Origin of the sequence: Enterococcus sp. 2201sp1_2201st1_C11_2201SCRN_220225 (genome assembly GCF_040925905.1) — a bacterium.
Taxonomy (GTDB): domain Bacteria; phylum Bacillota; class Bacilli; order Lactobacillales; family Enterococcaceae; genus Enterococcus_C; species Enterococcus_C asini_A.
On record NZ_JBCOJC010000008.1, the window covers coordinates 56413 to 64829 of the forward strand.

General features: G+C 43.1%; 7 protein-coding genes and 1 pseudogene. 2 read left to right on the forward strand and 6 right to left on the reverse strand.

The window, feature by feature from the left end:
• Window positions 1-72: 72 nt before the first annotated feature.
• Window positions 73-1755, reverse strand: coding sequence for a DAK2 domain-containing protein (locus AB5754_RS03940; protein WP_368250534.1), 1683 nt, complete (start codon window positions 1753-1755; stop codon window positions 73-75).
• A gap of 52 nt (window positions 1756-1807) precedes the next feature.
• On the reverse strand, window positions 1808-2170 hold the full coding sequence (locus AB5754_RS03945) for an Asp23/Gls24 family envelope stress response protein (RefSeq protein WP_311833809.1): 363 nt from the start codon (window positions 2168-2170) through the stop codon (window positions 1808-1810).
• A 253-nt stretch (window positions 2171-2423) separates the two neighbouring features.
• On the opposite strand from AB5754_RS03945, the gene rpmB reads away from it, so the two are divergent.
• Window positions 2424-2612: a 50S ribosomal protein L28 gene (gene rpmB, locus AB5754_RS03950; protein WP_010754734.1), complete on the forward strand. Its 189-nt coding sequence runs from the start codon at window positions 2424-2426 to the stop codon at window positions 2610-2612.
• 306 nt (window positions 2613-2918) lie between these two features.
• Complete coding sequence (locus AB5754_RS03955) at window positions 2919-5525, forward strand: YfhO family protein (protein WP_368250532.1); 2607 nt, start codon at window positions 2919-2921, stop codon at window positions 5523-5525.
• Between the two features lie 114 nt (window positions 5526-5639).
• On the opposite strand, the gene truA is transcribed toward AB5754_RS03955, so the two are convergent.
• The 4 genes and pseudogenes from truA to AB5754_RS03975 all read right to left on the reverse strand — a co-directional run.
• Window positions 5640-6407 carry a tRNA pseudouridine(38-40) synthase TruA gene (gene truA / locus AB5754_RS03960; RefSeq protein WP_368250531.1) on the reverse strand — a complete coding sequence of 256 codons (768 nt, stop codon included), beginning with the start codon at window positions 6405-6407 and terminating at the stop codon, window positions 5640-5642.
• 64 nt (window positions 6408-6471) lie between these two features.
• Window positions 6472-7269, reverse strand: a complete 798-nt coding sequence (locus tag AB5754_RS03965; protein ID WP_311833806.1) for an energy-coupling factor transporter transmembrane protein EcfT — start codon at window positions 7267-7269, stop codon at window positions 6472-6474.
• Complete coding sequence (locus tag AB5754_RS03970; RefSeq protein WP_368250530.1) at window positions 7259-8125, reverse strand: energy-coupling factor ABC transporter ATP-binding protein; 867 nt, start codon at window positions 8123-8125, stop codon at window positions 7259-7261. The genes AB5754_RS03965 and AB5754_RS03970 overlap by 11 nt, the downstream gene beginning before the upstream one ends.
• A pseudogene (locus tag AB5754_RS03975) lies at window positions 8101-8417 on the reverse strand (energy-coupling factor ABC transporter ATP-binding protein); the annotation flags it as partial. The pseudogene AB5754_RS03975 and the gene AB5754_RS03970, both read right to left, overlap by 25 nt.

Sequence of the window (8417 nt, forward strand, 5' to 3'; positions counted from 1 at the left end):
TAGGACAAACGCGTCCCAGCCTCCTACCAAATTCAACTATTCGCTAAGTGCAAACTAGTTTACACTTACTGTTTATTCTGCTGCAAAGAGATAAGGATAAACCGGTTGATCTCCTTGGTGAAGCTCGATTTCTAAGTCGCTGTCAGTAGCTTGAAGAGCATCGGCGATTTGTTGGGCTTCCTTTTCATCTGCTTCGTCTCCAAAGATAATGGTCAAGATTTCTGTCTCTTCACTGACCATGGCTTTTAAAGTGTCAATGGCCGTTTGCAAGCGATCTTTTTCAGAGTAGATGATTTTGCCGTCTACCATGCCGATAAAGTCGCCTTCTGTAATGGTTACACCATCAATGGCAGTATCTCGAATGGCATGGGTCACTGAGCCAGAAACCACCCCCGCAATCGCTTCGGTCATATTAACTTTGTTGTCGTCTAAGTCTTGTTGCTCGTTAAAGGCCAACATTGCCGTCATCCCTTGAGGAATGGTCCGGGTTGGAATGACTGCTACTGGAATTTTTGCAACTTCTGCCGCTTGTTCCGCTGCCATAAAGATGTTTTTATTGTTTGGCAATAAGATCACCTTATCTGCATTAACTTCTTCAATGGCCTTTAAAATATCCTCTGTACTTGGATTCATGGTTTGTCCACCATTGATCACGTAATTAGCTCCAAGGCTAGTGAACAGCTCTTGCAAGCCCGCTCCAGCTGCAATGGCAACTACGCCATAGGGAATCCGTTCTTTTGATTGTTCCACAAAAGTATCCACTTGTTCATCGTGTTCCAAGATGGTTTCATGTTGAAGACGCATATTGTCCACTTTGACTTTGATCAATGAACCAAATTTTTGACCATAGTTCATGACTTCTCCAGGGTGTTCTGTATGGACGTGAACTTTGATGATTTCATCATCGTTGACCACTAATAAAGAATCCCCAATTCCGTCTAAATAATTCCGGAAAGTTTCGTAATCAAAGGTGTCATCCACCGTTGGCCCTTCACCGATTTTCACCATGATTTCCGTACAATAACCAAATTTAATGTCTTCTGTGGCTAAATGTCCTTGAACGCTACGGTGATGTTCTGCGTTGACCATTTCATCCATAGCTGCCGGAGTTGGTTCGAAGGCTTCAGTAGCTTCGTATTCGCCGGTTAAAGCAGCCAAAAATCCTTCATAGACATAAAGCAAACCTTGGCCGCCACTGTCTACTACGCCAACTTCTTTTAAGACTGGTAATAAGTCTGGTGTTTTAGCTAAAGCCCGTTTTGCCCCGCTGACGACAGCTTCCATGACTTCGATACAGTCATCGGTTTCTTTGGCTTTTCGTTCCCCGTATTCTGCGGCTACCCGGGCGACCGTTAAAATCGTCCCTTCCACTGGTTTCATTACCGCTTTATAAGCAGTATCCACCCCGTGGGTAAGGGCATGGGCCAAATCTTCCGCCCCTAATTCCACCACATCAGGAATTTGTTTGGAAAAACCCCGGATTAATTGGGACAAAATTACCCCAGAATTGCCTCGAGCGCCCATTAAAAGACCCCGAGCAAAGACTTGAGCCAAAGCTCCCACGGTTTCCGCAGGAGAATCCGCTACAGCTTTTGCTCCGGATTCCATCGACATGTTCATATTCGTGCCCGTATCGCCATCGGGTACTGGAAAGACATTTAAAGAGTTGACATATTCGGCATTTGCCTGCAAGCGATTGGCACCGGCCTGCACCATTTCAGAAAACTGGCCGGCACTAATATTCGTTACTTTCACTGTAATCCTCCTTCAAATCGATCGCCACCGGTAAAGACAGCAGATCCGCTACCTAGTCAGGCAGTACTCGTACCCCTTGGACAAACACGTTAACAGAATTCGCAGTGATTCCCAACATGGTTTCCAAATTGTACTTCACTTTTTCTTGCACATTTCGAGAAACTTCAGAGATTTTGGTACCATAACTCACAATGGTGTAAACATCCACTGCGATGCCATTTTCTTCTTGGCGCACCACAACCCCTTTGGAATAATTTTCCCGTTTTAAAATTTCGTTGATATTGTCTTTGATTTGTTTTTTACTGGCCATGCCCACGATGCCAAAGACATCGGTTGCTGCACCGCCGACCACTGTTGCAATCACTTCATTGGTGATTTCGATTGTGCCGGATTGAGTCTTAATTTTTACAGCCATGAATAAGCCTCCTTTGACGCAAAATACGCCCAATTATTTCTATAATATTCTATCATAGGCCCGCAGGAATTAAAAGTAGCGTCCCTTTAGCCTTTACTTATTGGACTGCAACGTTACAAATTTACATGGTTTCCCCTCACTTGTCAATGTTTCCCCGAAAATCTACTTGCAAAGTTTCTGGATTTGTGGTAAATTCTTTTGGTATGAGCGAAATCTGCGCTCCAAGATCAAGGCAAAGGAGGAAACGAATCACATGGCTAAAGTTTGCTACTTTACAGGACGCAAAACAAAAAGTGGAAATAACCGCTCCCACGCGATGAACGCTACAAAACGTACAGTTAAACCTAACTTGCAAAAAGTACGCGTGATGATCGACGGGAAACCTAAGAAAGTTTGGGTCTCTGCTCGTGCTTTGAAATCAGGAAAAGTTGAGCGCGTTTAATTCACAACAAATTTGCAACCGTCTGTTTAGCAGGCGGTTTTTTTGTGCCTTTCATTCTTGGAAAACCAACAAATCCCGCAAACCAGCAGGACTTGCCGATAAAAATAGTGCCCTCACTCACCTCATCCCAAAATCCTTCTAGCCCTACCACCACAAGACCGCCAAAAGTGCCACGCCACATACTTAGCCAGTAATTGCTTTACCTTCTTAACATCTTCATAAATCCGCTAGTAAAACCAGCAGACTTTTCTCAATCCCTAGAGAATATGGTAAACTTATCAGAGAAATTTAGAAGTAGGTGACTTGATGTTTATTTCCCAAAAACAATTTATCAAAGCAAATAAACGCTACTTGCTGGCTAGTTTTGCCTTGCCAGTTCTGATTATGGCCTTGGTCTATTTGACTTTAGGTATTTATCCCGGCAGTAGTCGCAGCGTGTTAGCTAGTGACGCTTTTTCCCAATTTTCCAATTTTCACGCCAGTTTCCGCAATATGATGCTAGGCAAGCAAGGCTTTTTCTACACGTGGAATGCGTCTTTAGGCCTAAACTACTTGTCTTTGGTTTCCTATTACTTAGGCGGCGTCTTTACGCCGATTGTAATTTTGTTTCCTAATCAATACATGCCAGATGCTTTGTATTTTCTGACTTTATTAAAAATCGGTGCCGCTGGATTGACCTTCTGGCTCTACGCCAAACACAGCTTTAAATTACCGAATTTGGCCTATGTGATTTTAGCAATTTTTTACGCCTTAATGTCCTTTACTACCGCTCATTCTGAATTAATCATGTGGTTAGATGCCTTTGTCTGGTTGCCATTGATTATTTGGGGCATTGACCGCTTATTAGCGAAAAAAAGCCCGAAACTATTGTTTTTCAGCTATTTGCTTATGTTTATCACCAGTTTTTACATGGGCTTTATGGTCGCTTTATTTTCCGGCCTGTACTTTATCACTCGCTTTTTAATGGCACCGAAAAAACAACTCAAAAGTTTACTTCCTTATTTTCTTACCGCTGGACTGGCCACAGGCGCTTCTATGATTATGATTTTGCCAGCAGTCTTAGATTTACAGGCAAATGGGGAAACCTTATCCACTGTCACTAAGCTAAAAACCGAAGCAACGGCGCCGCTAGATTTGATTATGAAAAACATGGTGGCAGTATATGATACTACCAAATACGGCTCTATTCCCTTTATTTACGCTGGATTATTGCCCTTAGCGCTCTGTCTTTATTACTTTATTAGTCGGAAAGTACCTTGGCTTCACAAAGTACTCTACGCTAGTCTCTTCGCCATTTTAATTGCTAGTTTTTATCTGGTGCCGTTAAATCTCTTTTGGCATGGCATGCACGCGCCTAATATGTTTTTATTCCGCTACGCCTTCTTGTTTTCCTTTCTAGTGGTGATGTTGGCAGGCTATGGCTGGGAGCAATTAAAAGACCAACACTGGCAAACCTTTGCCAGCTTACTTTTAGTTTTAATGGGCACTTTTGCTTTAGCATACGGTTTGCGACCTAAGGGAAGTTACAACTACATCAAGATTTCTTCTGTTATTTTAACTTTGATCTTTCTCGCAATTTACTTAATGCTCTTCACTTTCCGCAAGTGGAATTTCTTTACCATTAAACAGTTTACGTTCTTAGTTTTACTATTGACTTGTATTGAAGTGGGAGCCAATACCAATGGCATGTTGCGGGGAATTTTAAACGACTGGAACTACGCTTCACGCAGCTTGTACACCGAGCCTTATCCAGAAATCAAAGAACTGGTAGATGACAATGCCAAGGCAAATCCCGATACTTTTTATCGCTTAGAAAACCTTGACCCTGTTTCTTCCAATGACGGTTTGAATTACGGCTACAGTGGCATCAGTATGTTTTCGTCCATTCGCAATCGCCACTCTTCTGGCTACTTGGAAAAATTAGGTTTCCGCTCTCGAGGCACCAATTTAAACATTCGCTATGCCAACAATACATTAATTATGGATAGCTTAATGGGCATTAAATACAATTTGACTAAAGAGCCTTTAAGCAAATACGGCTTTACCAAAAATGACAATACGAAGAACTATACCTCTTATGAAAATGAAAATGCACTACCTTTAGGCCTCTTAACCGATCCTAAGGCTGTCGATGTAGAGCAACCGGCAAATGACAATTTAACCAGCCAAACAAACTTATTAAATGCCTTGGCAGGTTTAAACCAACAATACTTTACCTTCCAGCCCATTGCCATTACCGAAACGAGCAATGCCACGGTAACTCAAAACGGCATCTACACCACCATCACAGAAGAAGAAGGCAACTTAGCAAAAGACGTCACTTGGCAAGTCACGATTCCAGCTCATCAACAGGCTTATCTCAGCTTGTACCCCCAAGATTACGCCCAGTTGAAAAGCTCTACTGTGACTCTTTTCGTCAACGGTACCCAGCGCAAAAGCCAGATTAATATCACCGGTCAGTACTATGACTTAGGTTATTACGATCAGGAAACGACTATTTCTTTTACTGCTAGCTTCTACGGCACTACGTCCATCGGCTTGCAAAACCCTCAAGTCTTGCTTTTAGACACCGTGGCCTACCAAAAAGCCATGGATGTTTTGCAGACCAAAGGAGTAGCTCTTAACGTGGGTAAACACAACGCAACAGGAACTACAGACAGTGACCAAGAACAACTTTTGGTGACTACCATTCCTTATGAAAAAGGGTGGCATGCTACAATCGACGGCAAAAAAGTAGCAGTTACCGCCTTTCAAGATGCTTTTGTGGCCATTAAAGTCCCTAGTGGCAAACACAACATCACCTTCAACTACTTGCCCCAAGGATTGAAGCCAGGAGCAGTTGCCTTTGTCCTGTGCCTAAGCTTATTTCTCTTTTATGACCGTCAGTATCGTAAAAAGCACCAATTAAACTAAACAACGCATCTTGATAGGGGCCTTAGTAGCCCCTCAGTCAAGATGCGTTGTTTCTTTATATTTTCCCCTAGATTGTGGCTTAAAGCCTCATAAAGAGCTTTTAAGCATCCAATACTAAAGCTTTATTTCCTTTTCATCGCCATAACTGACTTTTGCTAAATAAAGTCCTTCTGGATGGGCGGTGGGCCCGGCTAGATTGCGATCTTTTGCGGCAATAATAGCGGGAATACTGTCCGCCGCCAAACGCCCATTGCCAATCTTCAGCAAAGTGCCTACTAAAATCCGAATCATCTTATACAAAAAACCATCCCCGCGAAAAGTAAAAGTCAGCTGATCCCCGGCTTCATTAACCACCATCTTCGCTTCATGAATTGTCCGCACTTTGTCCACCACCGAACTGCCACTAGCGCAAAAAGAAGTAAAGTCATGGGTGCCTACTAAATCCGGTAAAGCTTGCCAAATCCGTTCCAAATCTAAGGGATAAGGATAGTAGCTCGCGTAATTGCGACGAAAAGGACTGCGTGGCTTGCCGATATCCACTTTAAATTGATAGGTCTTCTCTTTCACTAAATAACGGGCATGAAACTCCTCTGAAACAATTTCCACACTAGAGACGGCAATATCTTCTGGAGATTGAGTATCCAAGGCATAACGCATGCGTTCTAAAGGACGCTCATAAGGAAAATCAAAGTGAATCACTTGGCCTAAAGCATGAACACCAGCATCGGTGCGACCAGAGCCGTGAACCATGACTTCTTGCCCATCTGCCATGCGGCTTAATAGTTTTTCCAATTCCTCTTGTACTGTACGGCCATTGGGTTGGCGCTGAAAACCGCTAAAATTTGTGCCATCGTAGGCGATGATTGCTTTGTAACGTACCATTTTTTGTATCCTTTCTTCTTAAACCTAGCAAAAAGGCTGCGACCTGTGTCACAGCCCTCCATTTTTATTTTCGTAACAGTAACAAGCCCACTGTGAATAAGGCAAAGACGACTACCGTCAGCGTGTCCCGCAAGTGCCAGTCCAACTTACGATACTTAGTGCGGCCTTCCCCACCATTATAGCCTCGTGCTTCCATGGCTGTGGCCAAATCTTCCGCTCGATTAAAACTAGAGACAAACAGCGGAATCAACAACGGAATCACAGCTTTCATCTTTTGAATCAGATTTCCTTCGCCAAAATCTACTCCACGAGCCCGTTGCGCATTCATAATTTTCTCTGTTTCATCCATTAATGTGGGCACAAAGCGCAATGCAATGGAAAGCATCAGCGAAATCTCATGAACGGGAAAATGAACCACTTTCAAAGGTCGTAAAATATATTCAATAGCATCGGATAATTCCAAAGGTGCCGTGGTTAGTGTCAATAATGTGGACATAAAGATGATCAAAATAAACCGGCAAAAGATAAAGAGACCATTCATGACACCAAATTCACTTAAGGTAAAAATCCACCAACTCCAATACACCTTACCGCCAGTGGTGAAAAACATCTGCAAAGCTACGGTAAAGAGGATTAACCAAATCAATGGCCGGACGCCTCTAATAAAGAAGCTCAAGCTAATCTTAGACAACAAAACACAGCCTAAAGTAAACAGTCCTGCAAAGAGGTAACTCTGCCAGGTGTTGGCAATAAAGATCACCCCGATAAAGTAAAAGCTGGCAATTAATTTGGCTCGGGGATCCAGTTTATGAATCACAGAATCACCGGGAATGTAACGGCCAAAAATCAATTTATTCATCATGGGACAACCCTCCCATACTGATCAACTGATCGGCGAGTTCCGCCGCAGTGAGGGGCAAATGATCAAAAGCCAGTCCTTTTTGAACCAGTTTTTCTGCAAAAGCTGTCGCAGTGGGCACCCCAATTTGCTTTTCTTCCACCCAGTGAATATCCTCAAAAACAACTTGGGGAGTACCACTTTTTACAATGCGCCCTTTTTCCAAAACGTAAACATAGTCAGCAAAATTTGCCACATCATCCATTAAATGCGTTACCAACACAATGGTCATATTTTCTTCTTTATGCAAGTGCCAAAACATTTCCATCATTTCTTTACGGCCTTGGGGATCCAGTCCTGCTGTGGGTTCGTCTAACACCAAAACTTCTGGCTCCATAGCCAAAACCCCGGCAATGGCGACTCGGCGCATTTGACCTCCTGATAATTCAAAAGGTGAACGTTCCAAATAACTTTCATCTAAGCCGACTAATTTTAAATAGCGACTAGCTAACTCCAACCCTTCTTCGTCCGTGGCACTAAAATTTTTGGGACCAAAGGCGATATCTTTTGCCACTGTTTCTTCAAAAAGTTGGGCTTCGGGAAACTGAAAAACAATGCCCACTTTTTTGCGAATCGGCTTTAAATTTTTATTGTCTGTCTCCGGAGTAATGGTACGCTCCCCGATTTTGACAATTCCCTCTGTGGGCTTTAACAAAGCATTTAAGTGTTGCAACAAGGTGGACTTGCCACTACCGGTATGGCCGACCAATGCCGTATAAGAGCCTTCTTTCACCTGTAGATCGATATCAAATAAAGCCTTCGTCTCAAAAGGTGAGTTGGGCTGATAGGTAAAGCCTACTTGTTCAAAACGGATGTCCATAACCAGTCCACCATCCCTTCTTCAGTGAGATACTCAGCAGGGACAGTTACGCCCCGTTCTTTCAACGCTGCCTTTAATTTTTCCGGGAAAGGCAAATCTAAACCTAATTCTACTAATTTCGGTCCCGCAGAAAAAATCTTTTCAGGTGTTCCTTCATCAATCAACCGTCCTTCTTTCATCACTAAGACTCGATTAGCATTGGCAGCCTCGTCAATGTCATGGGTGATAGAAAGCACAGTCAAGTTGTTTCGGTCTTTAATCTTCTTAATCGTCGCAATAACTTCTTCCCGAC